Origin of the sequence: Sinosporangium album, from assembly GCF_900100605.1 — a bacterium.
Lineage (GTDB): Bacteria > Actinomycetota > Actinomycetes > Streptosporangiales > Streptosporangiaceae > Sinosporangium > Sinosporangium album.
The window spans coordinates 47,871-73,109 of record NZ_FNCN01000022.1; the positions used below are offsets into that span (position 1 = coordinate 47,871).

At 67.5% G+C, this 25,239-nt stretch carries 17 protein-coding genes; 9 read left to right on the plus strand and 8 right to left on the minus strand.

Going from position 1 to position 25,239, the window contains the following annotated elements; genetic code table 11:
• The first annotated feature begins 140 nt into the window (after positions 1-140).
• From BLQ73_RS21360 to BLQ73_RS21375, 4 genes are all read left to right on the plus strand, one after another.
• Positions 141-428, plus strand: a complete 288-nt coding sequence (locus BLQ73_RS21360; RefSeq protein ID WP_093172617.1) for a hypothetical protein — start codon at positions 141-143, stop codon at positions 426-428.
• Positions 429-432: 4 nt separating this feature from the next.
• Positions 433-1,422: an ATP-grasp ribosomal peptide maturase gene (tgmB, locus tag BLQ73_RS21365; RefSeq protein WP_093172619.1), complete on the plus strand. Its 990-nt coding sequence runs from the start codon at positions 433-435 to the stop codon at positions 1,420-1,422.
• Positions 1,410-2,606: a methyltransferase domain-containing protein gene (locus BLQ73_RS21370; RefSeq protein WP_093172621.1), complete on the plus strand. Its 1,197-nt coding sequence runs from the start codon at positions 1,410-1,412 to the stop codon at positions 2,604-2,606. Before tgmB ends, BLQ73_RS21370 begins: the two co-directional genes overlap by 13 nt.
• 284 nt (positions 2,607-2,890) lie before the next feature.
• Positions 2,891-3,370 (plus strand): flavin reductase family protein, encoded by a 480-nt coding sequence (locus BLQ73_RS21375; protein WP_245691239.1) that lies wholly within the window; start codon positions 2,891-2,893, stop codon positions 3,368-3,370.
• 16 nt (positions 3,371-3,386) lie between these two features.
• Here the strand turns inward: BLQ73_RS21375 and BLQ73_RS21380 are convergent, their stop codons facing one another.
• On the minus strand, positions 3,387-5,084 hold the full coding sequence (locus tag BLQ73_RS21380) for a S49 family peptidase (protein WP_093172625.1): 1,698 nt from the start codon (positions 5,082-5,084) through the stop codon (positions 3,387-3,389).
• A 1,164-nt stretch (positions 5,085-6,248) separates the two neighbouring features.
• Between BLQ73_RS21380 and BLQ73_RS21385 the strand changes: the two genes are divergently transcribed.
• A complete protein-coding gene (locus BLQ73_RS21385) occupies positions 6,249-8,141 on the plus strand; it encodes a S8 family peptidase (RefSeq protein ID WP_176955584.1) in 1,893 nt (630 codons plus the stop codon).
• Between the two features lie 101 nt (positions 8,142-8,242).
• Here the strand turns inward: BLQ73_RS21385 and BLQ73_RS35060 are convergent, their stop codons facing one another.
• The 7 genes from BLQ73_RS35060 to BLQ73_RS21415 all read right to left on the minus strand — a co-directional run bounded on the left by BLQ73_RS35060 (position 8,243) and on the right by BLQ73_RS21415 (position 17,607).
• A complete protein-coding gene (locus BLQ73_RS35060) occupies positions 8,243-8,566 on the minus strand; it encodes an SCO4225 family membrane protein (protein WP_420820028.1) in 324 nt (107 codons plus the stop codon).
• Positions 8,567-8,743: 177 nt separating this feature from the next.
• Positions 8,744-9,316, minus strand: a complete 573-nt coding sequence (locus BLQ73_RS35065) for a phospholipase A2 (protein ID WP_093172629.1) — start codon at positions 9,314-9,316, stop codon at positions 8,744-8,746.
• Between the two features lie 446 nt (positions 9,317-9,762).
• On the minus strand, positions 9,763-10,032 hold the full coding sequence (locus tag BLQ73_RS21395) for a hypothetical protein (RefSeq protein ID WP_093172631.1): 270 nt from the start codon (positions 10,030-10,032) through the stop codon (positions 9,763-9,765).
• A gap of 73 nt (positions 10,033-10,105) precedes the next feature.
• Positions 10,106-12,286 (minus strand): 1,4-alpha-glucan branching protein GlgB, encoded by a 2,181-nt coding sequence (gene glgB, locus BLQ73_RS21400; RefSeq protein ID WP_093172633.1) that lies wholly within the window; start codon positions 12,284-12,286, stop codon positions 10,106-10,108.
• 122 nt (positions 12,287-12,408) lie between these two features.
• A complete protein-coding gene (locus BLQ73_RS21405) occupies positions 12,409-13,746 on the minus strand; it encodes a maltokinase N-terminal cap-like domain-containing protein (protein WP_093172635.1) in 1,338 nt (445 codons plus the stop codon).
• A 3-nt stretch (positions 13,747-13,749) separates the two neighbouring features.
• Positions 13,750-15,453: a maltose alpha-D-glucosyltransferase gene (gene treS, locus BLQ73_RS21410; RefSeq protein WP_093172637.1), complete on the minus strand. Its 1,704-nt coding sequence runs from the start codon at positions 15,451-15,453 to the stop codon at positions 13,750-13,752.
• Positions 15,454-15,483: 30 nt separating this feature from the next.
• Positions 15,484-17,607, minus strand: a complete 2,124-nt coding sequence (locus BLQ73_RS21415; protein ID WP_093172639.1) for an alpha-1,4-glucan--maltose-1-phosphate maltosyltransferase — start codon at positions 17,605-17,607, stop codon at positions 15,484-15,486.
• A gap of 826 nt (positions 17,608-18,433) precedes the next feature.
• Here BLQ73_RS21415 and glgP point away from each other — a divergent pair.
• From glgP to BLQ73_RS21435, 4 genes are all read left to right on the plus strand, one after another.
• Positions 18,434-21,031 (plus strand): alpha-glucan family phosphorylase, encoded by a 2,598-nt coding sequence (gene glgP, locus BLQ73_RS21420; protein WP_093172641.1) that lies wholly within the window; start codon positions 18,434-18,436, stop codon positions 21,029-21,031.
• A gap of 447 nt (positions 21,032-21,478) precedes the next feature.
• Positions 21,479-22,525, plus strand: coding sequence for an iron ABC transporter substrate-binding protein (locus BLQ73_RS21425; protein ID WP_093172643.1), 1,047 nt, complete (start codon positions 21,479-21,481; stop codon positions 22,523-22,525).
• Positions 22,526-22,591: 66 nt separating this feature from the next.
• Complete coding sequence (locus tag BLQ73_RS21430) at positions 22,592-24,079, plus strand: ABC transporter permease (protein WP_245691240.1); 1,488 nt, start codon at positions 22,592-22,594, stop codon at positions 24,077-24,079.
• Positions 24,076-25,083: an ABC transporter ATP-binding protein gene (locus tag BLQ73_RS21435; RefSeq protein WP_093172647.1), complete on the plus strand. Its 1,008-nt coding sequence runs from the start codon at positions 24,076-24,078 to the stop codon at positions 25,081-25,083. Before BLQ73_RS21430 ends, BLQ73_RS21435 begins: the two co-directional genes overlap by 4 nt.
• Positions 25,084-25,239: the final 156 nt, after the last annotated feature.

The following is a 25,239-nucleotide window of genomic DNA, read 5'->3' on the forward strand; positions in this document are numbered from 1 at the left end:
GGGCGGCCAAGATCCAAAGTTCGTCCCGGGCCAACAACGTGCAAGCGCCCTCGTGTGGTTCCTTAGCGCATCTCCCGCGCTGGGCGAGGAAATTTTTCAACTTCCCTTCGGCGAATTTCCCCTCAATGAAAGGAAAGGCCATGCAGGCAGCAACGCACACCGCGCAGCACCCGCTCGACCTGATCACCCACAGTCCTGACGGGGAGTCTCGCGGCATGCTGTTCAGGCGCGGGGACTTCTTCCCCATGTCGCCGAGTGAGCACATCCTGTCCGCCCCTGACACGTCGGCCGGCACTGCGCGCCCCTGGGGCCTGCGTTTCCTGACCGTGCCGCCCATCTCCGCGGGCAAGCACGAGGGCGGCAGCAACGAAACGAGCGAAACGAGTTCAGACGGCACCGGTCCCAACGAGGAAATGTGCAAGGACTGAGATCATGACGCACACGGTTCTGATCATTACCGATGACTCCGATACCGTGGCCGAGCGCGTTGCGGTCGAGCTGGTCGAGCGAGGGATTCCCGTTGTCACCATGGACACCGCAGACTTCCCTGCACAGATCTCGATGGCGACCCATATCGAGAGCGGCAGCGATAGCTGGACTGGAGTCATCAGCACACCGCGTGGAGACCTGGACCTCGCCGGTGTGGGCGCGGTCTACATGCGGCGGCCGACACAGTTCAGAATGGACGAGGAGATGACCTCGCCCGAACGGGCGTTCGCATACTCCGAGGCGCGCTACGGATTCGGCGGCGTGCTGAGCGCGCTCCGGCAGAGCGGAACCCTCTGGGTCAACGATCCGATGGCCGCGATGCGGGCAGAGTACAAGCCCGTCCAGCTCGCCCTCGCCGCACGTATCGGCCTTAAGATCCCCAAGACCCTCATCACGTCCGATCCTCATGCGGCGCATGCCTGGGCCAAAGGCATTGGCGAGCCCATCGTGTACAAGCCGCTCGGCGGAATCTGGCATGCCGACGAGGGACAGGTTCGGGTCGTCTACACCACACCCATCAAGGACCTGGACGATCTGCGAGACCCCGCCATGTCCCGCACGGCCCAGATGTTCCAGGCTTGGATTGACAAGGCATGCGAGGCCAGAGCCGTCGTCGTCGGCAGCCAGGTCCTCACGGTCCGGATCGACTCCAGCACTGAGCAGGGCACCATCGATTGGCGCAGCGATTACGACTCGCTCAGCTACGAGAGAATCGATCTGCCGGGCGACGTCAGGGATCGCCTGGTGGAGTTGCACGAGCGGCTGGGCTTGATCTTCGGAGCCGTGGACCTCGTCTGTGACACGCACGGCCAGTGGTACTTCCTGGAGACCAACCAGAGTGGGGAGTGGGGGTGGCTGAACCTGAAGACGGGGCTTCCCGTGCACACCGCCATGGCCGACGTCCTCCAGAAGGGACCCGCATGGGCACGGTAACGACCACGGACGGCCAGGCAGCCGAGAACCTGATCGCCCGGCTGACCGGCCAACTGCGAGAGCAAGGCGCGCTGACCGAGCCTCAGTGGGCAACAGCACTCCGCGAGGTACCCCGGCACTTGTTCATTCCCGAGACGGCCTGGTTCACCGCCAATCACGCCGGCGCGCCGAAAGGAAGATTCGCCCTCCACGACGATCCGGCGGCCTGGTGGTCGGCCGTATACTCCGACACCTCTGTCATCCTCCAGACCGACGATGGGGAGGGTGACCCGCTCAGCGGCAAGGGCACATTCTCCTCCTCGGTATCTGCACCCGGCATCGTGATCCCCTTCCTGCAGCTGCTGACTCCTCGGAAAGGTGACCGCATTCTGGAGATCGGGACCGGCTCCGGTTGGACGGCGGCCCTCCTGTCGTGGGCGGCCGGACACGATGGCATCACTTCGATCGAGGTCGATGCTCAGGTGGCGGCTCAGGCTGCGGCTACTCTGCAGAAGGCTGGATATGCGCCAAATCTGATCGTCGGCGACGGCGTCAAGGGCTGCCTGGAGCGCGCCCCATACGATCGTGTCCATGTCACGGCAGGCGTGGCCCACATCCCCATGGCCTGGATTGAACAGACCAGGCCGGGCGGGACCATCGTCATGCCATGGCACGGCAGCGGGCGCATCGGCCACCAGCTCCGCCTCACAGTGTTGAACAACACCACGGCGGTCGGCCGTTTCCACGGAACAGCCAGTTTCATGATGCTGCGCGAGCAGCGCTATAACGCCCGCTGGAGTAGCCACTGCTACGAAGAGGCGGATGTGTCAACGACCGAGCTTCATCCTCGTACGCTCGGTGAGGCGGATCTGGGTGCGCAGTTGATGTTCGCCGCGCTGGCTCCCCGTGTGGGCTGGCACGATGTCAGTGATGGCACGGCGTACTCACTGCTCATGTACGAGCTGGACGACCAAGAGGCCACTGGCTCCTGGGCGGCTTGCGACTTCGAGCCGGGGGCCGTCGAGTTTCAGGTGACGCAGTACGGCAAGCGGCGGCTCTGGGATGAGCTATCGTCCGCTTACCTTCAGTGGGTTTCACTCGGCTGTCCGAGCTACAACCGCTTCGGGGCTACGGTGGATCGAAGCGGTGTCCATCTCTGGCTTGATCATCCTGGTGCATCAAGCTGGACGATGCCCGTGCTCTAAGGACATCCACGAGTCCCCTGGCGGCGCTTGCCAGGGATCTTCTTGCTGGATGGCGCGGGGCGGAACGGTGGGCAGCGTAGCCAAGGGCGGCGGTGGACACCGAGAGACGACGATCAAGCTGGTTTGGCGCCTGAGCTCGGCGTGCGGGACAGGGAGAGACTCCTGGAGGGGGACCTCAGCGATGTGGCGGCGCCGGGCTAGGGGACGCCGACAGACATCCAAGGCGGCGGCAGCGCGGGGCTCCGGGTGCCGCCGCCTTGAACCATCTCATGCGGGGGAGTGCGTTGACCGAGTTCACCGAGGCGATGGCCCAACTCGCCGCGGGCGTCGCCGTGGTGGCCGTCCGTGAGGGCCGCGACGACGTCGGCACTACGGTGACGGCGATCATGTCGGTCTCGGCGGACCCGCCGCTGGTGCTCGTGAGCCTGTCGTCCACGGGCTACCTCACCGAGATGCTGCTCCGCCGCGACCGGTGGGCGGCCACTCTGCTGTCGTCGGCGCAGACCGCCGTGGCCAGCAGGTTCGCCACGCCCGGACGCCCCAGCGCCCGGCTGCTCGTGGCCGGCACACCCCACCATCGGGGGCAACACAGCGAGGCCCTGATCATCGAGGGGGGCGTCGCGGCGATCGAGGCGGAGAGCACGAGGGTGTTCCCCGCCGGCGACCACACACTGTTCCTCGCCCGCGTGCTCGCCGTCGACTACATTGACGGCTCCGCCGCGCCGCTCGTACGGCTGCGCGGGCGCTACCGGCCGGTCGGCTGACGCCCGCGGCCCCCGCTCAGCGGATCCGCCAGGCGCCGGGCAGGATCAGCGGGCCGTGGGACGGCAGGCCGAGCTCCGCCGCGAACCGCGCCAGCGGTCCCCACGCCGAAACGCGCATGCGGGCCAGCGCCGCGGAACGGTCCTCGCTGGACTCCGCCGGGCGCAGCCGTTCGAGCGGCCCGGCCTTCGGGTAGACCCGCACGGGCGCGTCGTCGGCCAGCCCCGCCCGGTCGCGCGCCAGGGAGACCGCGTCCTCCAGCCCGCCGAGCTCGTCCACCAGCCCGTTCTCGCGAGCGTCGGCGCCCGTCCACACCCGGCCCTTGGCCAGCTCGTGGGCCTCGTCGAAGGTGAACTTCCGGCCGTCGGCCGCCTTGCTCACGAAGTCCTGGTAGATGCGGTCCAGCCAGGCGTTGACCCGGCCCCACTCGTCGGTGGAGAAGGGGCGGGACCCCAGGAACATCCCCGCGTTGGCCCCCTCGGCGACCCGGTCGGAGGCGATGCCCAGCTTGCCGAGCAGCTCGTCGGTCACCATCTTCCCGCCGTACACCCCGATCGACCCGGTGAGCGTGCCCGGCTGCGCCACGATCACATTGGCGGCCATGGAGACGAAGTAGCCTCCCGACGCCGCGTACTGGCCCATCGAGACGATGACCGGCTTACCGGCCTCGCGGGTGAGCACGACCTCACGCCAGATCGCGTCGGACGCCACGTAGGACCCGCCGGGGCTGTCGACGCGGAACACCACGGCCTTCACACTGTCGTCGCGGCGCGCGGCCCGGAATGCGGCGCAGATCGTGTCCGCGCCCATCGCCCCGCCGCCGCCCAGGGGGCTGCGCCCGCTGCGTCCGAGGCGGATCGCGCCGTGGCCGTGGATCAATGCGACACTCTGCGCCCCGGGGTGGGGCATTTTGAAGTTCTTGATCGTCTTGTTGTATCGCCCCACGTACAGCAGGTGGGCGTCGTCCCCGACGGACCGCTTCACCTCCGCGTAGACCTCGTCGCGGTAGGCGAGGCCGTCGACCAGGCCGGCGGAGAGGGCCTCGGCCCCGATGAACGGCCCCTGGTCGATCAGCTCGCGCACCCGCTCGGGGGACAGCCCTCGGCCCTCGGCGATGCCCGCCACGGCCTGCTCGGTGATCGATCGGACGATCCGGGCCGACGACTCGCGGTGCGCGTCGGTCATGTGATCCTGGGTGAACGTGTTCGCGGCGGTCTTGTACTCATGCCGCTGACCGAGCTGGTAGTCCACCCCGAGCTTGTCCAAGGCGCTCTTGACGAAGTGCTGCTCGATCACGACCCCGGTCAGGCCGATGTCGCCCGACGGCTGGAGATAGACCCGTTCGAAGGCGGTGGCGAGGTAGTACGGCACAGTCCCGGCGCCGAACTCGCCGAAGGTCTCGGCGTAGGCCACCGTCAGCTTGCCCGCCGCGCGGAGCCGGATGACGGCCTGGCGCAGCTCCTGTACGGCGGCGAGCCCGAGAGGCCCGCCGATCTTGACGATCAACGCCTTGACCCGAGGGTCCTGCCTGGCCCGCTTGAGCCCCGAGAGCACGTCGGCCAGACGCGCCTTGCGCATGGTCAGCAGGGCTTCCACCGGGTCGCTCGGCGGGCCTTCGATGAATCCTTCGGTGATGTCCAGTTCAAGCACGAGCGGCGCGGTGCGCCGCTGCTTGAAGCGCTCCACGGTGTCGATGATCGCCTTGGTGGGGTCCATACGGCCACCCTAAGCGACCCGCATCGCACAAGCGGGCAAAGCCATATTCGGTGGGCTGAAAGCGAAACCGCAGGCGGGGCCAGGCGGGGCCAGGCGGGGCCAGGCGGTGTCAGGCCGCCTGGCCCCGGGCTATCACTTGTTGACGTTCTTGCCGAGGAACGTGGCGGAGGTGCGGAGCTGGGTGGACTTGGCCGCCCGGTTCAGCCGGTGCTTCTCGGCCGAGGCCAGCAACCGGTACGCCGACAAAGCCGCCCTCCGAGTGGTTGTCCGGCACCCGCCCGGCGCAAGCCCGCGCTCTTGCCCTGCAGGCCCTGGCCGATCCGCCGCTGACCGGTATGAGCCGCGAGGAACCGGACGACCTGGTGGGTCGGCTTGCTCCCGCGCAGATCACGCAGAGCCAAGGGCGCGGGCGGCCGGTCGCTGCTGACCGACGCTCAGGATTCGTCGCTTAAGAGAGGCTCAAGAGCGAATTAACCCATACCGATGGCGTTGACCGGTCGGCCAACGAGCTCTTACGCTCACGTTATCTAATAGGAAACTTTCCTATGAGTTCGGGAAGCGGTCCAGCGGCCCCCTCGTCGTGTGCAAGAGAGAATTCCCGACGAAAAGCACCAAAGCGGACACATAGACCATATATCCCCACCCCCCACCCGGGCCCCCGCGCCGCCTGCCAGGCGCGGGGGCCCCACCCCGCAGGGCGCCCTTCCACGCCCCCTGGAACCCTCCACGAGGGCTGAGCGGCGCCTTTCTCCAGGTAATGGACAGGCACTCTCCATAAGCAGCACATTCCTCCGCTAGCAATCGGAAGTCGCACTACACTCAAGTCCCGCAAAATACACACTTCGGGTCAACCGGATATTTCATAATCCGACCAGGCCCATCCCCCTAGGAGCGACACGTGCGACAAGGAGCCAGCAATCACACCGCGCGTGTACCCCTCTTCCCGGCGACAGGCACCTCCATGGCCTGAGCCGTTCCCCTCCGCCGGAAGCCTCCGGCGGGCCGGGACCACCGCACGCCTGATCCGCGCCAGGGGAGCGCCGACAGCGCATCGGCAGGACCCGCCCGCGTCCCCCCTCCGGCCCTTACGACTTCCACTTCTTCAACACCGCTGCGCAAGCCGTGTGGCGCGCCGGTCCCCCTCACCCCCCTACCGGAGGAACCGTGAGACTACGGTCTCTTATCGCGGGTTCGACTCTGCTCGCCGCCGCGGCGGCCGGGCTGGTCGGCTCCCCTACCGCCCTGGCGGCGCCCCCCGCCGACGTTCCGGTCGTCGACTCCGAACTGGTCCAGGACGTCAAGGCTGGCAAGAAGGTCCGCGCCATCGTCACCGTCAACGAGACCGAGAGCGTCAAGGAGGTTTCCTCCGACGCTGAGGCGATCTCCCGGGAGACCGACGTCCTGCCCAAGAAGAAGACCGACGGCTTCTTCGTGGTGGAGGTCGACCAGGGCACGCTCAACACGCTGAAGAGCGACAAACGCATCGACACCATCACCAAGGACGGCTTGAGCAAGCCCTCCCTGGACGTCAGCCTCAAGGTGATCGGCGCCGACAAGGTGCACCAGAGCGGCTACACGGGCGCGGGCTACAACGTCGCCGTCATCGACACAGGCATTGACCGTGACCACCCGTTCTTCACCGGCCGCATCACGGGGGAGAACTGCTTCTCCACCAACGACCCTGACCCGTACTACCAGGCCAAGTCGCTATGCCCGAACGGGGCCGACACTCAGGTTGGCGAGGGCGCGGCCAACGCCGAGACGGCGCTGTGCAAGAGCGGGCAGGTGAACCTCTGCGACCACGGCACCCACGTCGCCGGCATCGCGGCGGGTAAGAAGCCGACCCAGGGCGCCGAGGGCGCCCCCGGCAACGGCGTCGCACCGGGGGCGGGCATCATCGCCTCGCAGGTGTTCACCCGCTTCGACGGGAACATCTGCGTCGAACAGGGCGAGACTGCGCCCTGCGTGCTGTCCTACGACTCCGACCAGAAGCGCGCGCTCGACCACCTCGCGACCATCGCGGTCTCCCACAAGATCGCCGCGGTGAACATGAGCCTCGGGGGCTACCTCTATACCGAGCACTGCGACGGCGAGGTGGACCTCGCACCGGTCAGGGATGCGATCCAGACGCTGTGGAACAGCGGCGTGGCCACGGTCATCGCCGCTGGCAACAGAGGCGACACCGGCGCTATCAGCTCGCCCGCGTGCCTGTCGACCGCGGTGGCCGTCGGCGCCACGAACGAGGCCGACGGTGTGGCCGAGTTCTCCAACCAGGGCAAGCTGCTCGACCTGTTCGCCCCCGGCGTGAACATCCTGGCGTCGGTCCCGGGCAACGGGTATGGCGTCATGGGCGGTACCTCGATGGCGGCCCCGCACGTGGCGGGCGCGTTCGCGCTGCTGCGTGAGGTCAACCCGACCGCGCCCGTGGCGCAGCTCCTGGAGAAGCTGAAGGCCACCGGCAAGCCGATCGCGAACGGCGTGCCCTCGGTGACCACGCCGCGGATCAACCTCGCCGCCGCGATTCCGCCGCCCGCGACCCCGACGCCGACCCCCTCCCCCACCGCGTCCCCGACGTCCACCCCGACCGTCGAGCCGTCGCCCGAGCCGACGTTCATCGACACCCCCGGCATCCCCATGCCGCTGCCGAAGGTGTGCAAGCGCGGCAAGGGTGCCAAGCCGCTGAGCGCCGCCGCCTGGGCCCGCGAGTTCTCCAAGAGCAGCGGCAGGCTGTCGGACTCCACCCTGCGCTGCTACCTGGCTCTGACGTCTAACGGGAGCAAGGTGTTCACCGAGGTCGTGAAGGCCGGGACGATCGCCAAGGCGTACCGCGTGCTCAAGCCCAGGTCGACCTCGGCCAGGGCCGCGCTCGACCGTGAGCTTCTGGCGGGCTGGCTCAACTGGGCCCACGGCGTCCACAACTCCGGCACCAAGGTCAAGGGCTCAACGACGCTGAAGCAGGCGCTGGCCTCCACCGAGAAACACCGCCTGAACCGGACCGCCAAGTCTACCCAGCTCCGCACCTCCGCCACGTTCCTCGGCAAGAACGTGAACAAATAAACAATCCACCTGATTGCATCTTGTGAGGCTATAGGGACCAGGTGACGACTCCACCCGGTCCCCACGCCTTCCAGAAGCTATTTCGCACCATCCGAGCAATTTCATCTGAGGTACCGCGGTCCACGCAGTAATCTCCAGATCACCCATGCTTGGAATAGGCCACACCCCGCCAGCGCTGCGATCAGAACCCCTCCTTGAAGGAAATCCTCCAGCACCCCAAGCCATAGCGGAATCAAGATCAGCACTGATGCCGGCAGGGTGAGGACGATTAATATCACAGTCCCGCCAATAGGAGCCCCCTGGGTATACGAAACGTACTGCGCATACCCGGCCGTACCGAGAACTACGAAGATATAAGTGCCAGCAATCCAAGCCGCCCTTCTTCCGTACCTGCGCCCCTTAAATACATTCCGAAACCAGGACATGGTCTCCCTGTGGCGGTTATTTTATGAGAACACACTAAATTGAAGTGGAGCGGATGGCGCTCGTGGCGTTGACGGAAGCGCCACCCGGCCCACCTGCAAACTAGGACATTCCGGGAACGTTTGCGCCCTGCTTCGTGAGCGCTTAGGTCTAAGTTGGACTATAAGACGATGTAAAGCTCAGGGTGTTGTTGCATCTGCACCATTCTTGGGATTTCCGGTACGAACACCCGTTCGATAGATATACGCCCATCGCTTACAGATGGTGGAAATCCTTTGCCCTAGCCATCGACCGCCATAAGCGGGGCAGGTCTTGTCGCGTAAAGTTACATAGAAAGTTACATCGACATCGACCTTACGGTGCCGATCCAGGTAATAAACATATGGTTTATATGTGTTCCCGATCAGGCCGTAGCCGTAGTCATGCATGTCACATGGATGGCGAAAATCAAATTTAAATCGGGAGGGGCGATCTGGAGACATTGTGCAGTGGTCGTGATAGATGCCGACCACCCAGATTCCTGTAGGGAGCTGCTTCCAATAGGGATAACGCCAACCGTAGTGCGCTGCCCAAGCAGCACAGTTGGCGCGGGTGTACCACATCCAGTGTGAGGCTGCACTGCAGTGAGACGGATTGGCTAAGGGGCGCGCGATACCACCAGGACCCGTAACCCGGGTCCGGCAACCCGGATTTTCCCAAAAAGAGCCTGATTTATAGGAGTCGCGACTAGCTAGTCTATATCTAGTCGCCATCTGAGAGTGAATAGCTGCAGTAGGTATTGATTGATTCCCGAAACGGGCCGCGAAGGCACAGGCCTGACGTTCAATATTAACCGGCGGGCGAATAGCTACTTAAAATAGAATGAAGAGTTGGACGAACCAATTTCTCGGAAGGTTCGACTACTTTCCTCGATCATGTTTGTAGCAGTTAGGCAGGGAGTCAATCATCGGAACGGATCCTTCCCGATACTTAATGCGATTGACTCTCCCCGCCTAAGCGACATTCCTCAGTTCATAACCCCGCGGCAGGCACGGGCTGGTCCACGGCGCGGCCGTGTCAAGCACCTGCTCTGCTGATCCGCTGCGGAAGAAGGCGTGGATCTGTCTCAGACAGCCTGGCCGACCAACAGCGGAGCTCGGTACGTGCCGCCAGGACGCGACCGCCAGGGCATGAGATCCCGACGACAGAGAACTGAATGCTAAGCCGCAATGGATGCGCGCCGCCTGAGCCAGTGCAAGCATGTGGTGCAGTTCCGGCCGATCCATCCCGTCAGGAACGGGTCGGACGGCTGCTCGGAAAGGTTGATCCGCTCGACGCCGGAAAGCCGCCCGCTGTTCAGATAGGTCCGTACCGCCTCCACTGCGGTGAACCGGAGCGCAGTGGTCGGGATGGTGATTCCGTGCTCGATGAACAACTGCCGGGTCTCAGCGATCGTGTAGCCGACCGAGAACTCGCTGATCTTCAGCATTTCCGACAGCACCTTTTGGGAGCAGACCTGACGCAGGTAAACGACCCATGATCAGAATCCGCTGGCCGCGCGCTTACTCCGAGGAAGGCTCGGGTTCCGCCGGGCGCAGCCACAGCGCGCCGAGCGGCGGCACCCGCAGCTTCACGGAGTACGGCAAGGCGTGCCGTTCCTCCGCCACCGCCTCCACCGCCCCCAGGTTGCCCACGCCGCTCCCCGCGTAGTCGTAGGCGTCGGTGTTCACCACCTCGTCCCAGTGCCCAGGAAGCGGCAGCCCGAGGTGGTAGTCCTCGTACGGTGCCCCGGAGAAGTTGACCACGCACGCCAGCACCGAGCCGTCGTCGCCGTAGCGCAGGAACGACAGCACGTTGCCCGCCGCGTCGTCGGCGTCGATCCAGCGGAACCCGTCCGGCGTGAAGTCGCGCTGCCAGAGCGCCGGGCTCTCGCCGTACACCCGGTTGAGGTCGCGCACCAGCCGCCGCACGCCCTGGTGGACGTCGAAGTCGAGCACCCACCAGTCGAGCCCGTGCTCCTCCGACCACTCCGAGCCCTGGCCGAACTCGCCGCCCATGAACAGGAGCTGCTTGCCCGGGTGCGCCCACATGAAGGCGAGGAGCGCGCGCAGGCCCGCGAAACGCTGCCACTCGTCGCCCGGCATCTTGCCCACGAGCGACCCCTTGCCGTGGACCACCTCGTCGTGGGACAGCGGGAGCACGAAATTCTCGGTGAAGGCGTACATCAGCGAGAAGGTCACCTGATGGTGGTGGTACTGCCGGTAGACCGGTTCATGCCGGAGATAGGCAAGCGAGTCGTGCATCCACCCCATGTTCCACTTGAAGCCGAAGCCCAGGCCGCCGAGGTGGACCGGGCGGGAGACCCCCGGCCACGCGGTCGACTCCTCGGCGATCGTCACGATGCCGGGCTCCTCGCGGTAGCAGAGCGCGTTCATCTCCTTGAGGAACTCGACGGCGTCGAGGTTCTCCCTGCCGCCGAAGACGTTCGGCGTCCACTCGCCCTCGCGCCGCGAGTAGTCCAGATAGAGCATCGAGGCGACCGCGTCCACCCGCAGCCCGTCGATGTGGAACTCCTTCAGCCAGTAGAGCGCGTTGGCCACCAGGAAGTTGCGCACCTCCCTGCGGCCGAAGTCGAACACGTAGGTGCCCCAGTCGGGGTGCTCGCCCTTGGAGGGGTCGGCGTGCTCGTACAGCGGTGTGCCGTCGAAGCGCGCGAGCGCCCAGTCGTCCATCGGGAAGTGGGCTGGCACCCAGTCGAGCAGCACCCCGATGCCGGCCCGGTGGAGCGTGTCCACCAGGTGGCGGAAGTCGTCGGGCGTTCCGAAGCGCGCGGTGGGCGCGTAGTACGAGGTGACCTGGTAGCCCCACGAACCGCCGAACGGATGCTCGGCGATAGGGAGGAACTCCACGTGGGTGAAGCCCAGCTCGCGGACGTAGTCGACGAGTTCCACCGCGAGCTGCCGGTACGTCAGCCCCGGCCGCCACGACCCCAGGTGTACCTCGTAGACGCTCATCGGCTCGGCCAGCGGGTCGCCGCCCGCCCGCCGCGCCATCCAGTCCGCGTCCCGCCAGGCGTACTCGGAGCGGTCCACCACCGACGCCGTCGCCGGCGGGCACTCCGTGCGGCGCGCCATCGGGTCGGCCTTCGTGCGCCAGATCCCGTCCACACCGAGGATGGCGTACTTGTACCGCTCCCCGGAGCCGACACCGGGCACGAACAGCTCCCAGACCCCCGAACGCCCCAGCGAACGCATCGGATGCCCCACGCCATCCCAACTGTTGAAATCCCCGACGACGCGGATACCGCGGGCGTTCGGCGCCCACACGGCGAAAGCCGTACCCTCCACGTCCTCATGCCGCACGGCCCGGGCGCCCAGCACCTCCCAGAGCCGCTCGTGCCGACCCTCGCCGATGAGGTGGAGGTCCACCTCGCTCAGCGTCGGCCAATGCCGGTAGGGGTCGGACATCGTGTACGGCGGAAGCCCGGCATACGTCACCCGGAACTCATACGCGGGCACCTTGTCCAGCCCCGGCAGCGTCGCCTCGAACACTCCATGGGCCACATGCTCCAGGTCGTGCACCGCGTCGTCGGTCACGACCTGCACCTTCTCCGCCAGCGGGCGGAGAGTCCTGATGGTGACACCCTGTGGCCCCGGATGGGCGCCCAGAATGGAGTGGGGGTCGTGATGTGCTCCCCCGGCAAGCCTGTCGAGTTCAGAGTTCAGCTGTCGCTCCTGGGACATGTCCTAACCCTGCCCGAGATCCGCCGTTCAACCCATCGTTTCCGGAACGCGCCAATTAAAGATCTTGGTGGAGTATTCCGCAGCGAGGGGAGCGTCAGCGCGGGGGAGGGGTGCCGCCTCGGTCACGCCTTCGTGTCGCGGAACGCGGCGAGGGGGATCGACACCCAGGTCGGACGGTGGCGCGCCTCGTAGACCACCTCGTAGACGGCCTTGCTCAGCTCCAGCGCCCGAAGCAGGATGGCGTCGTCCGGGGTCAGGCGCCCTCCGCCCGCCACGTAGCCGCTCATGAAGGCCGTCCGGTTGCGGGCCGACCACTCGGTGGCGCGGGATTCGAGCCGGTCGGCCTCGGGGTGTCCGGCGAGCAGATGCCGGGCGGCGTAGTCGAACGAGCGCAGCATCCCGGCGACGTCGCGCAGAGGAGAGGACAGGGCCCGCCGTTCCGCGAGAGGCTGACCGGGCTCGCCTTCGAAGTCCAGGATGACCCAGTCGGTGGTCGTCCGCATGACCTGCCCGAGGTGGTAGTCGCCGTGCACCCTCTGAACGGGGATCTCCCGCGCGGTCGCGGCCAGCCGGTCGTACGCATCCTCGGCGATGTCGGTGTAGTCGGCGAGCTCCGGCACCTCCTGGATGGCCCGGGCGAGCCTGCGGCGGAACCCCTCGACCATGTGCTTGACCTCGGGCGGCTCCACGACATCGGTGGGGAAGGCCGCGGCGAGCTCGACGTGGATGCGCGCGGTGGCCGTGCCCAGGCGTTCGGCCTCGGCGGCGAAGTCGCCGCCGGCCTCGTCGGCGCCGATCTCGGGCAGCGAGGCATAGAAGTCGCGGACGCTGGTGAGCGCCAGCGCCCAGCCGTCGTTCGCGGTCGCCAGGTATTCCTGGAGGAACGCCAGCGTGGTGTTCTCCCCGTCGAGGTCTGTTTCGATCCAACCGTACGGCGTGGCGATGTGAGGGGCGCCCCGCGACGCCAGCGCGGTGACGATCTCCAGCTCGGGGTTGACACCGGGGATGAGGCGGCGGAACAGCTTGCAGATGTAGTCCTCCCCGTAGATCAGGGAGGTGTTGGACTGCTCGGCGCCGAGCACCAGGCTGCGCAGGTCGGGGTCGATGACCGCCCCCTCGACGTGGCGAAACCGCAGCCGGCCGATGGTCTCGCCCCGGGCCATCCCGGTGAGGAGCCTGCCGGTGAGGTCGGCGTCGTGGGCGGCGTCGTAATAGTCGACCCCGGCGTGCCCGATCAGCACGTGTCTGAGGCGTTGCGGCAGCTCGCGGCGCGCACCGATCAGGAGTTGGTAGCGGTCGGATGTGTCGCCTTGCCGTACTTCGACGATGACATGCCGCAGCGATGGATCCCCGGAGATCAGGACAAGGTCGGATTCGACGCGCACGGCGTCGATGGAACGCCCCTTGCCGGCGAACCACCGTTGTCGGGGGATCCATCCGGCAAGGAGCTCTTCAAGCACGTCTCACGCCTCCTCAGTGGCGGGTGGCAGGGTGAACCAGTAGAAACCATGCCCAGGAAGCGTCAAAAGATACGGAAGTTCACCAACTGGGGGGAAAGGTACACCGCCCATGGTCTCCACTGGGGTGACCCCTTCGAATCTCCGTAGATCCAGCTCCACAGGCTGGGGGAACCTTGAGAGATTGTTGACGCAGAGCACACGGTCGTCCCCGAGCTCACGCACGTAGGCGAGCACGCTCGGGTTCGACGAGTTGAGCTCGATGTAGTCGCCGAGGCCGAACACCGGATGGCGCTTGCGGATCTCGATCATGCGCCTGGTCCAGTGCAGCAGCGAGCCCGCGTTCTTCTGCTGCGACTCGACGTTGATCGCCTGGTAGCCGTAGATGGGGTCCATGATCACCGGCAGGTACAGCCGGCCGGGGTCGCACTCGGAGAAGCCCGCGTTGCGGTCGGGCGTCCACTGCATCGGAGTGCGCACCCCGTCACGGTCTCCCAGCCAGATGTTGTCGCCCATCCCGATCTCGTCGCCGTAGTAGAGCACCGGCGAGCCGGGCAGCGACAGCAGCAGTGCGGTGAACAGCTCGATCTGGTTGCGGTCGTTCTCCAGCAGGGGGGCCAGACGCCGCCGGATGCCGACATTGGCCCGCATGCGCGGGTCCTTGGCGTATTCGGCGTACATGTAGTCGCGCTCTTCGTCGGTCACCATTTCAAGCGTCAGCTCGTCGTGGTTGCGGAGGAAGATGCCCCACTGGCAGTTCTCCGGGAGCTTCGGCGTCTGGGCCATGATCTCGGAGATGGGATACCGGGACTCCCGCCGTACCGCCATGAAGATGCGCGGCATGAGCGGGAAGTGGAAGGCCATGTGGCACTCGTCGCCGCCGGTCATCGGATCGCCGAAGTATTCGGCGACGTCGGCCGGCCACTGGTTGGCCTCGGCGAGCAGCACCCGGTCGGGATAGAGCCTGTCGACCTCCGCGCGCACCCGCTTCAGGTATTCGTGGGTGCGCGGGAGGTTCTCGCAGTTCGTGCCGTCCTGCTCGAAGAGGTACGGCACCGCGTCGAGCCGGAACCCGTCGATGCCGAGGTCCAGCCAGAAGCGCAGCACCTCCAGCATTGCATCCTGCACCGCCGGGTTCTCGTAGTTCAGGTCCGGCTGGTGATGGAAGAAGCGGTGCCAGTAGTACTGCCCGCGCACCGGATCGAGGGTCCAGTTCGACGTCTCCGTGTCGACGAAGATGATGCGCGCGTCCTTGTAGATCTCGTCGCTGTCGGACCACACGTAGAAGTCGCCGAACGGCCCCGTCGGGTCCTGTCGCGACGCCTGGAACCACGGGTGCTGGTCACTGGTGTGGTTCATGACCAGGTCGGCGATGACGCGCATGCCCCGGCGGTGGGCCTCGTCGACGAGTTTCACGAAGTCCCCGAGGTCACCGAAATCGGGGAGGATCTTTGTGAAGTCGGCGATGTCATAGCCGCCGTCCCGGAGGGGGGACTGGTAAAGCGGCAGGAGCCACAGGCAGTCCACGCCGAGCCACTGCAGATAGTCGAGCTTGGCGATCAGCCCGCGGATGTCGCCCGTTCCGTCTCCGTTGGAATCGGAGAAACCTCGGATGAGCACCTCGTAGAAGACGGCGCGCTTATACCAGTAAGGGTCGCGCGGCGTCTCGTGCGTGAAGGTGTCTGGAACGGGCTGAGGTATCGAGCTCACCTTTCGGACTCCCCCCTGTTCGAGTTCGTTCTATCGGCGCACCGTGAAGATGTGAGCCGGGTGGATGAAGGGGTCGAGACGCACATAGTTGGACTGGCGCCAGCGGTACGACTCGCCGGAGAGTTCGTCGTCGACGACGAATTCCGCGTGCCAGTCGAGACCGAGAGCGGGGAGGTCCAGGCTTACCGTCGCCTCGCGGGTGTTGTGTGGATCGAGATTGACGACAGCCAGCACCACATCGCCTAGTCCGTGCCTTTGTGTGGCCGTGTTGTAGGCGCCGGGGAGCCTCTTCGAGAAGCAGACGAGCTCCGGCCGGTCGACGTGATGGAACCGTAGGTTACGCAATTCCTGGAGTGCTGGGTGCGCTCTTCTGAACAAATTCAACTGAGTGAGGAGGGGCGCGAGACTGCGCCCTTCTCGCTCGGCGGCTACCCAGTCGCGAGGTTTATACTGATATTTCTCGCTATCTAGGTACTCTTCGCTACCCGGGCGAACCGGGACATTTTCGAACAACTCATAGCCAGCGTAGACACCCCACGTAGGCGACAGCAATGCCGCCAGAACAGCACGAATCTCAAAGGCTGGCCGGCCTCCATGCTGGAGGTATTCGTGAAGGATGTCGGGCGTGTTGACGAACAGGTTGGGACGAAGGAAGTGCGCGGTATCTTGGGATAGCTCCCTGAGGTACTCCTCCAGCTCGTCCCGGCTGTTCTTCCAGGTGAAGTAGGTGTACGACTGGTCGAAGCCCACCTTGGCCAGCGTCTGCATCATCGCCGGGCGGGTGAACGCCTCGGCCAGGAACAGCACGTCGGGGTCGGTCGCGTGGATCTCCCCGAGCATCCGCTCCCAGAACACCACCGGCTTGGTGTGGGGGTTGTCGACGCGGAAGATGCGCACCCCGAGGTCCATCCAGTACAGGATCACCCGCTTGACCTCGGCGAAGATGCCTTCCGGGTCCTTGTCGAAGTTCAGGGGGTAGATGTCCTGGTATTTCTTCGGTGGGTTCTCCGCGTAGGCGATGCTGCCGTCGGCCCTGACGTTGAACCACTCCGGATGCTCCTTGACCCAGGGGTGGTCGGGGGAGCACTGCAGGGCCAGGTCGAGCGCGATCTCCATGCCCAGCTCACGGGCGCGGGCCACGAAGGCGGAGAAATCCTCGACCGACCCGAGGTCCGGGTGGACGGCGTCGTGGCCGCCGAACTCCGAGCCGATCGCCCACGGTGAGCCGGGATCGCCCTGCTCGGCCTGCAACGTGTTGTTCCGGCCCTTGCGGTAGGCGTGGCCGATGGGGTGGATCGGCGGCAGGTAGACCACGTCGAAGCCCATCGCGGCGACCGCCGGAAGACGCCGCGCCGCCGTTCTGAAGTTCCCTGACGTGGTGGCGTCGGAGACCGAACCGTCGGGACCCGCCTCGACGACCGCGCCCTCCGAACGCGGAAAGAGCTCATACCAGGACCCGAACAGCGCCCGCCGCCTCGACACCGCGATCCGGTGCCGGCCCGACCTCGTCACCAGGTCGCGCAGCGGATGCGCGGCGAGCAGCGCCGCGGTCTCGGGCAGCTGGGCCAGCGACAGCCGCGCCCTCGGGTCGAGGTCGTCGTCACGCAGCCGGGCCGCGACCGCCTGCAGCGCGGCCCGGTGCCCGCACGTCCCGGTCTCGGGCGGCGCCTCCGCCGCGGCCTCGTCCGGCTCCGCCGCGACGTCCTCGTCCGAGGTGACCGCGGGCATCCGGAAGCGGTCCGACGCGCGGCAGTCGGCGGGCCGTACGGCTTTCGCCGCCCGCTCGAACAGCCGGGCGCCCTCCTCGCACATCAGCTCGGCGTCGATGCCGCGGGGGATCTTGATGCCCGCGTCGTGCAGCCACGTGGCCAGGGGGTCGCCCCACGCCTCGACGCGGAAATGCCACTCGCCCTCGGTGGGCAGCGACACCGAAACGCCCCACCGGTCCGTGCCGGGCGCCTGCTCGCGCATGCGCAGCAGCGGGCTGCGCATGCCCTCGGGATCGGTCAGCACGACTCCCGCCGCGACCGCGTCGTGGCCTTCGCGGAAAACGGTGGCGCCGATCTCGAAGGTCTCACCGGCCGCCGCCTTAGCGGGGCGCTGCCCGCAGTCGACGACGGGGTGGATGTCCTGAATGGGGATTCGTCCGATCATCGCATTTCAAGGTAGCGACGGCACACCCGGTGCCGCCGGAATGTGAGTTGGGAAGAAGCTTTTACTTTTTCAAGTGGTTTGTAGCCGGCCGGTGGTGGTTCTCCGGCCGCGCGTTCTCGGTCACGGGAGGGAGCCTTCCCAGGCAGGAGCCTGTCATCCCGTGGGTCGATCATGCCGCTGCCGACGACGGAAAGACTCGGTGCAGCACATCATGGCGTCTGACGGCGCGCAGCATGCCGAGATCCTCGCAGGTGCAAGGAGACTCGCCGAGTTTTCCCCACCTGTCGTGAACGTCCGGTTCGCGGTTCCGGACCCGACCTTAGGGGAGACGTCCACCCCGATGGGCGGACACGTCGTCCGGTGGTGGACGACCACCGGCCCACGGCTCTATATGGAGGACTGTTGTACGACGTCCGCGGGCCTGCCGGCCTCGGTACGCAAAGGTTTGATGGGTTTGGTACACAGAAAGGAGGTGCCCCCATAGTGGCTCTTCATGCGCCGCTGAGGAAAGAGTCAGAGGCGTTCTGCTCAAGTCTGTCTTTTCCCACGCCAACCCATGAGACTCAGGTGAACCAATGTTGAGGAAGTGCGGTCGCCGGGAAGATGCAGTTCTCGGGACGTGCCCGCGCGGGCCCGTGCCGTACACGATCGTGGGCCGCGCCGGCGTCGTCCGCGTCACGGGGAAGCGAACATTGGCCGTGCGGCGTTTGAACGGCGTCGCCGGTGGTGAGGGGGAAGCTCATGATGTTGAGCTGACAAGAGCTGGGATACCGACAGGAGTGTTTCGGTCGCGCTACGTGGCGCTGAGAAAATAGGGTCTGGCACCGTGAGAGCAATCCGCAGGTTCACCGTCCGAACCGTTCTCCCCCCGCAACTCGCCGCACTCGGCGAACTGGTTCACAATCTTCGCTGGTCATGGCATCCCGAGACCACGGACCTCTTCGCCGAGGTCGATCCCGTCGTCTGGGAGCGGGTCGGCCACGACCCGGTGGCGCTGCTCGGGGCCGTGGAGGCCGGCCGTCTTCGCGAGCTGGCCGCCGACCGCCGCTTCCTGCGGCGTCTCGCCGACGCGGCCGACGACCTGCGCGAATACATGACCGCCCCGAGGTGGTATCAATCCCAGTCCGACACGCCGCAGGCCATCGCCTATTTCTCCCCGGAATACGGCATCGCCGCGGCCCTGCCGCAATACTCCGGCGGGCTCGGCATCCTCGCCGGCGACCACCTGAAGGCGGCGAGCGACCTCGGCGTGCCGATCCTCGCCGTCGGACTGCTCTACCGCCACGGATACTTCACCCAGTCGCTGTCGCCCGAGGGCTGGCAGCTTGAGCACTACCCGAGCCTCGACCCGGGCGGCCTGCCGCTCACCCTTCTGAAAGACGAGGCCGGTGTCCCCGCGCGGGTCCACATCGCGCTGCCCGAGGGGCGCACCCTCCACGCCCAGATCTGGGTGCTCCAGGTCGGGCGGGTGCCGCTGCTGCTGCTCGACTCCGACGTCGCCGACAACGACACGCTCGCCCGCGACGTCACCGACCGGTTGTACGGCGGAGGCGGTGACCACCGGCTCCTGCAGGAACTCCTCCTCGGCGTCGGAGGGGTCCGGGCCATCCGCGCCTACTGCCGCGTCACCGGACATCCCGAGCCCGAGGTCTTCCACACCAACGAGGGCCACGCCGGGTTCCTCGGCATCGAGCGCATCCGCGAACTCACCGAGGCTCGGCTGTCCTTCGACGAGGCCCTTGAGGCCGTACGCGCCGGCACGGTGTTCACCACCCACACGCCGGTCCCCGCGGGCATCGACCGCTTCCCCGCCGACATGATCGAGCGCCAGTTCGGCGGCTCCAACGCCTGGCCGACCGTCCCGGTCGACCGCATCCTCGCCCTCGGCGCCGAGCCCGACGGGCTTGAGGGGGAGAAGGCCGTGTTCAACATGGCCGTCATGGGCATGCGCCTGGCGCAGCGCGTCAACGGCGTCTCCGAGCTGCACGGCGAGGTCAGCCGGGAGATGTTCCAGGGCCTGTGGCCGGGCTTCGACATGGCCGAGGTGCCGATCGGGTCCATCACCAACGGCGTGCACGCCCCCACGTGGGTGGGCCGCGAGATCATGGAGCTCGCCGGACGCGAGCTGCCGGCCCTCGTGGACCGGTCCCAGGGCTGGGAGGGCATCCAGCGCATCTCCGACGCCGACATCTGGTCGATCCGGGGCCGGCTGCGCCGCCGTCTGGTCGAGGCGGCGAGGAGGAGGCTCCGCACGTCGTGGCGCGACCGCGGCGTTTCGGCGGCCGAGCTCGGGTGGGTCGACGAGGTGCTCGACCCCGACGTCCTGACCATCGGCTTCGCCCGGCGGGTGCCGTCCTACAAGCGGCTCACCCTCATGCTCAGCGACCCCGAACGGCTGCGCGAGCTCCTGCTCGACCCCGAGCGCCCCGTGCAGATCGTCATCGCGGGCAAGGCGCACCCGGCGGACGAAGGCGGCAAGAAGCTCATCCAGCAGATCGTGAAATTTGCGGACATGGAGGACGTACGGCACCGCATCGTCTTCCTGCCCGACTACGACATGACGCTCGGCCAACTGCTCGTCCAAGGCTGCGACGTGTGGATGAACAACCCGCTGCGCCCCCTGGAGGCGTGCGGCACGTCCGGCATGAAGGCCGCCCTCAACGGCGGACTCAACCTGTCCATCAAGGACGGCTGGTGGGACGAGTGGTACGACGGCACCAACGGCTGGGCGATCCCCACCGCCGACGGCGTCGACGACCCCGACCGGCGCGACCACCTCGAAGCCCAGGCGCTCTACGACCTGATCCAGATCGAGGTCGCCGACCGCTTCTACGACCGCGCCGCCGACGGCCTTCCCCGGCGCTGGCTCGAAATGGTCAAACACACCCTGACCTCCCTCGGCCCCAAGGTGCTCGCCGGACGCATGCTCCGCGACTACGTCGACGACCTCTACACCCCGGCCGCCAGATCCGCACGCGCCCTCGGCGCCGACGGCCACGCCCAAGCCAGGGCCTTCGCCGCCTGGAAACTCAAGGTCAGCCGCGCCTGGCCCGGCGTCAGAGTCGAACACGTCGAAACCTCAGGCGTCGGCGACACGCCCGAGGTGGGCACCGCCCTCGACCTCCGCGCCACCATCGCCCTCGGCGAACTCCAGCCCGACGACGTCGCCGTCCAAGTGGCCTACGGCCGCGTCGGACCTCACGACGAACTCGCGGCCCCCGACTACGCCGTCCTCGCCGCCGCCGAAGTCGCCGACGACGGCAAAGCCTTCTACCGGGGCACCGTCCCCCTCGACCGCACCGGCGCCTTCGGCTACACCGTCCGCGTCGTACCCCGCCACCCGCTCATGGCCTCACCCGCCGAACTCGGCCTCGTCACCCTTCCCGAGGAGCCCGCAGGAATGACCAACGGCACGCTGCGTTGATGGCGACGCTGCGCGTCGCGGCGAGGGGGCTCTTACCCGGTGTCTTCCCTCGTCGCTCCGGTCCCTTCGCTCCCGGAGCTCCTCAGTCCAGACACCGGCGCCCCCTCGCGCTCCGGGGGTGGGCGGGTCCCGAATGGGAACGGGCCGGGGTGGGCGGGGTGGCCGACTGCTTCGGGGGTCGGCCATCCTTGGCGGCCGGTGCTCAGGAAGTCGGCGGAGCTGGTTGGCCGGCCAGGCCGAGTGGCGGGCTGCCGGTGTTGAAGCCTGGTGTCGTTGAAACCCCGTGTCATTGAAACAGGGGGGTGGGAGTCTGCGTTGTGTGAGGTTAGGCTATCTTTACCAGCGGCCTAGAAAGCCAGGTCTGAGCTAGAGATCGCCGATGATCTCGCCGGTTGCCCGGGGCCGCGACTCCACCCCCCGACGCGACACCAAAGAGTGAGGAAATCCATGTCAGTGCGCAGGCTGATCGCCGCTGCCATCATCCCGCTGGCACTGCTCGCCACCGCCTGCGGCGGCGGCGAGCCTGCCGCCGCGCCTACGAGCAGCGAGGATCCGGAGAAGTTCGAGGACGCCTCCCTCGTCATCTACTCGGGCCGCAACGAGAACCTCGTCGGTCCTCTGATCGACAAGCTGAAGACCGCGACCGGGCTCGACGTGCAGGTGAGGTACGGCGACAGCGCCGAACTCGCGGCCCAGATCCTGGAGGAGGGCGAGCGCACCCGGGCCGACCTCTTCTTCTCGCAGGACGCCGGCGCTCTCGGCGCGCTGTCGAAGGCGGGCGTGCTCGCTCCGCTTCCGCAGCCCCTGCTCGACCGCGTCCCCGAGAAGTACCGCAGCGCCGACGGCACGTGGATCGGGGTCTCCGGACGCGCCCGCGTGATCGTCTACGACCCCCGCACGGTGCAGGACCCGCCGAAGAGCGTGTTCGACCTCACCGATCCGAAGTACAAAGACAAGGTGGGCTGGGCTCCCACCAACGCCTCGTTCCAGTCCTTCGTCACCGCGCTCCGGCTGGTCTCCGGTGAGGACAAGGCGCGCAAGTGGCTGGAGGACATGAAGGCCAACGGCACCCAGACGTTCTCCAACAACGGCAACATCCTCAATGCGGTTGACGAGGGCAAGGTGTCCGCCGGGCTTATCAACCACTACTACTGGTACGAGAAGGTCGCGGAGAAGGGCGAGGCGGGCGTGCCGTCCAAGCTCTCCTTCCCGGCTGAGGGCGATCCCGGCGCGCTGGTCAATGTGGCGGGCGTGAGCGTGCTCAAGGCGTCCAAGCACGGCGCCGCCGCGCAGAAGGCGGCCGAGTTCATGCTCGGGACCGAGGCGCAGAAGTACTTCGCCGACGAGACCAAGGAATACCCGCTGGTCGAGGGGGTCGCCACGGCCCCCGGCCTGCCCGCCCTCGACTCGATCAAGGGCCCGGACCTGGACCTGTCCAAGCTCGACTCGCTGGAGCAGACCCTGACCCTGCTGAAAGAGGTTGGGCTCGTCTAGATGGTCCGCACTGCACCACCGAGAGGGAGAACCCGTCGGGGCGGCGCGCCTCGGCGGGTTCCCCGTGTGCTGCTCGTCCCCGCGGTTTTTGCGGCTCTGGTGTCGCTGCTCCCGATCGTCTACCTCGTGGTGCGGGCGGCGGAGGGCGGTCTCGGGGTGGTCGCCGAGACGCTGTGGCGGGCCCGCACGTTGGAACTCGCGGTGCGCAGTCTCGGTCTGGCCGCCGTCGTCACGCTGCTCTGCGTGGTGATCGGCGTGTCGCTCGCCTGGCTGGTCGTCCGTACGGACCTGCCGGGCCGCCGTGTCTTCGGCGTGCTCGCCGCGCTGCCGCTGGCGGTGCCGTCGTATGTCGCGGCCTACACGTGGGTCGCCGCCCTCCCGGACCTGTCGGGTTTCTGGGGGTCGGTGATGGTGCTCACGCTGGTGAGCTATCCGTACGTCTATCTGCCCGCCGCCGCGGCCCTCGCCCGCCTCGACCCCGCGATGGAGGAGGTCGCGCTCTCGCTGGGACGCGGCCGGATGTCGGTCGTGCTGCGGCAGCTCCGGCCCTCGGTCGCGGCCGGGGGCCTGCTCGTGGCGATGTATGTGCTGGCGGAGTTCGGGGCCGTCGCCATCATGCGCTTCGACGTGTTCACCACACAGATCTACACCTCCTACCGGGCCGGGTTCGACCGCACGCCCGCCGCGGTGCTCGGCCTGCTGCTGGTGGTCGTCACGTCCGCGATCGTGGTCGCGGAGGCCCGGTCGCGCGGCCGGGCCTCCTATGCCACGCGCGGAGCGCCGGCCCGGCGGCGGCGCGTGGTGGCGCTGCGCCCCGCCGCGCGGGTCGCGGGGCTCGCGTGGTCCACCTCCGTCGCCGTGGCGGCGGTCGGGTTCCCCTTCGCGGCGATCTGCTACTGGCTGCTGGACGGCGCCTCGGCTGAGCTGCGTCCAGCCGAGCTGTTCAGCGCCTTCGGCGCGACGCTGTCCATGTCGGCGGCGGGCGCTCTGGTGAGTACGGCTCTCGCCGTGCCGGTCGGCGTCATCGCCGCGCGTCACCGGGGCAGGACGGCGTCCTTCCTCGAACAGTCCACCTACGTGGGACACGCGCTTCCCGGCATCGTGATCGCGCTGTCGCTGGTGTTCTTCGGGGTGCGCTACGCCTACCCGCTCTACCAGCGGTGGCCGATGCTCGTGCTGGCTTACGCCGTACTGTTCCTCCCTGCGGCGGTGGGCGCGGTGCGGGCGTCGGTGCTGCAAGCACCGCCCGTTGTGGAGGAGGTCGCCCGCTCGCTCGGACGCGGCCCGCTCGCGGTCATGCGGGAGGTGACGCTGCCGCTGGCGCTGCCGGGTGTGCTGGCCGGCGGGGCGTTGGTCTTCCTCACCGCGATGAAGGAACTGCCCGCGACGCTGCTGCTGCGGCCGACCGGCATGGAGACCCTCGCCACCCGGCTCTGGACCGAGACCGGTTCCGGGGCGTACGGCGCCGCCGCGCCTTATGCGGCGCTGCTGATGCTGGTGGCCGCAGTGCCGGGGTTCGTGCTCGGCCACCGTTCGACCAGGGAGGACGCTTGAGACTGAAGGTCGACGGGGTGTCGAAGGAGTTCGGTGGCACGCGGGTGCTCGCCGGGGCGTCCCTCAGCGTCGCCGACGGCGAACTGGCCGCGGTGCTCGGCCCCTCCGGGTGCGGCAAGACGACCTTGCTGCGCATCGTGGCGGGGTTCGAGAGCGCCGACGCCGGCACCGTGGCCATCGGCGGTGTGGATGTGACCGGGCTGCCGCCGGAGCGGCGCAGGATCGGCATCGTGCCGCAGGAGGCGGCGCTGTTCCCGCACCTCACGGTGGCGCGCAACGTCGCGTTCGGCCTGCCGCGCGGCGGGCGGCGCGACGAACGGGTGGCTGAGTGCCTGAACCTGGTGGGGCTGTCGGGATACGGGGAGCGCATGCCGCATGAGCTGTCCGGTGGGCAGCAGCAGCGGGTCGCGCTGGCCCGCGCGCTGGCTCCGAGGCCGGGTGTGGTGCTGCTCGACGAGCCGTTCAACGCGCTGGACCGTTCCCTGCGGGTGAGCGTCCGCGAAGACGTGCGGGACGCGTTGAAGAAGGCCGACGCCACCGCCGTCCTGGTCACCCACGACCAGGAGGAGGCCATGTCGATGGCCGACACGGTCGCGGTCATGCGGGAGGGGCTCATCGTGCAGAAGGGCGACCCGGCGTCGGTCTACGCGGCGCCGCACGACCTCGGCGTCGCCACCTTCGTGGGGGAGGCGGTGGTGCTCGACGCGTCCGCCGAGCGCGGTGTGGCGTCGTGCGCGCTCGGCAGCCTGCCGCTGCGGTCCGGGGGAGGCGGCGGCCGGGGGCGTGTCGCCGTACGTCCCGAGCAGTTCGTGGTCACCCCGCCGGAGGCGGGAGTGGCGGGGCTGGTGGAGCGGGTCGAGTTCTTCGGGCACGACGCGGCGCTGACGGTGGCGCTCGACAACGGCGTGGTGATCAGGGCTCGCACCCGGGGTGACGTGCCGCACCGGCCGGGAGACCGGGTGGGGGTCGGTGTCGAGGGGCCGGTGCTGTTTTTCGAGCTATAAACGGCGCTATTTGCGTTTTGGGTGTTTTGGGACTTATGGCCTGAGTGCGGGACGGTGCCGGGCGGCGTCGGACGCATGCGCCAGGGGGCGTCGCCGCGTGCGGATTTCGGTAGGGACGTGCTATGACATGTGGTGGTTTTAGGTAGGTGAACCGGA